The organism is Escherichia sp. WS1450, from assembly GCF_046487395.1.
GTDB classification, from domain to species: Bacteria; Pseudomonadota; Gammaproteobacteria; order Enterobacterales; family Enterobacteriaceae; genus Escherichia; species Escherichia coli.
Genome location: NZ_JBJQJO010000104.1, coordinates 1 through 1747, shown reverse-complemented (window position 1 = coordinate 1747; position 1747 = coordinate 1). Strand labels below are relative to the sequence as shown.

Annotated in this window: 3 protein-coding genes; all 3 read right to left on the bottom strand. The window is 45.5% G+C overall.

Annotation, left to right across the window (positions count from 1 at the left end):
• Positions 1 to 474, bottom strand: a 474-nt coding sequence (gene yfdR / locus ACJHYR_RS27645) for a 5'-deoxynucleotidase (RefSeq protein WP_265758377.1), incomplete at its 3' end; no start/stop codon positions are given.
• Positions 475 to 601: 127 nt separating this feature from the next.
• On the bottom strand, positions 602 to 1426 hold the full coding sequence (locus ACJHYR_RS27640) for a DUF2303 family protein (RefSeq protein WP_326394746.1): 825 nt from the start codon (positions 1424 to 1426) through the stop codon (positions 602 to 604).
• Positions 1427 to 1491: 65 nt separating this feature from the next.
• Positions 1492 to 1747, bottom strand: a 256-nt coding sequence (gene yfdP, locus ACJHYR_RS27635; protein WP_001093480.1) for a hypothetical protein, incomplete at its 5' end; no start/stop codon positions are given.

Genomic DNA, 1747 nt, shown 5'->3' with positions numbered 1-1747 from the left:
GCCCGGTGCCAGTGGAATAACTTTGAACATCTCTGTTGCCGGGATACCTTCCAGTACAGGCCATAAAGAGCCATCATCAAGCCCGAGATCACGGCGTTCGGTTGCCAGCATGATTAGATCGGCATATTTCACAGGCGTGCTCATAACCGGGGGCAACTCGTATTTCTCACGGATTACTGCATCTATTTTTTCTTCCATCCGTTTATAGTCAGGAAGAAGGCGTTTCAGTGGCGCCGGGATGTCCTGGCAATACGCTTCTGTTGCATCATGCATTAACGCTTCAAAAGCAAATTCCTGCGGTACCAGCTGGCTGCAAAGCACCGCATGTTGGGCAACGCTGTAGAAATGTGAAAGATGTCCTGCAAAGCGACAGATATTTGAAAGAGAAACCGCGATATCGTTAATAACGATGTCGTCTTTATTTATCCTGTCATAATAAAAATGCTTCCCGGAAAAAGTTTTAATAAATGACATTTTGTTCTCCACGTATATGCGCTGCACCGCGCTGAATTCTGGTAAAAGGAAGCCCTCACCATCCGGCGATTATTGAGTCAATTACGTTTCCATAAATGCCCCCGCAGGGGCATTTGCAGTAATGAAATCAGGCGGTGAAAGTACCAATAAAGGTTTCTACTTTGCTGTCCTTGAATTTCTCAACAAGCAGATCACGAAATTCGTTAGCCATTTCTTCCTGCACCGCCTCCAGCTGAATAATGCGCAGAACCAGTACAGGACGATCGCCAGTGATAATACTGAGGCGTAATTTAAACGGACGTTCTTTCAGACCTTCAAACGGAACGCATTTAAATTCAAATGCCACTGGCATAATGTCTTTGGTCTTCGCTTCGTCAGACTCCATCAGGGAGCGTTTGCCGCTGAAGTCATTATCTTCAAAATCAGCGGTATGGTTTGCTTCAATCGTGATTTTACGGACAGCCGCAGCCGCTTTTGTTGCCTGAATAGCGTCACCATTAGCATCAAAGCCCACAAGATAGTCGGCCCAGTCTTCAATCCATTCTGCCAGTGACTTCTGGGAGTTACGCTCGCCGTTAACAGACAACAGAGCAGAGAACGGTGCTGTCTTTTTCAGTTTGAGTGTGGCGGTGTTATCTGCGTGACCTGGTTCATCAATAGTACCCAGGTTAAGCACACTGACGGCACGCATATTATCAGCATCGATAAAGCAGCGGGTGCCTTCATCTGCAAGATCTTTAGAATAACGGGTAAAGTCATCGATGCTGGCAGTGGAAAGCGCACCACGGAAACGGAAGCGATTTAAATTAAATTTTTCCAGATCATGAATGCGGAAATTCTCAGGCAATGCCACAGCATCGGCACCAATCTTACTGATAATTTCATTAACACTCTGAGCAGAAATAAGGGCATGGATTTGATTAATTGCGGTTGCGTCTAAGTTCTGAGACATAATAAGTCCTCACTATATAAAGATATTCAGTGATGAGATAAATAATCAGTTAATTAAAAACGATATTAACGACCTGCTGCGCGGAGTTTTCCGTCAGGTTCACCGGCAAGAGTCAGTAACTGTCCCTGGTCTTCCTGCAGAATAGTCAGGCGACCACCGCGATTGACATACATCGGCGTTTCGGTGGTGTCTTCTTCGGAAATTTTCCCGCGGTTAGTCGGGCGAACATATGAGAGTTTGTGTTTGATTTTCACACGGTTCTCATCAAATGGTTCGATTTCCAGGTTGAGTGAGACCTTACCTTTGGTTTTCGTGTTCATC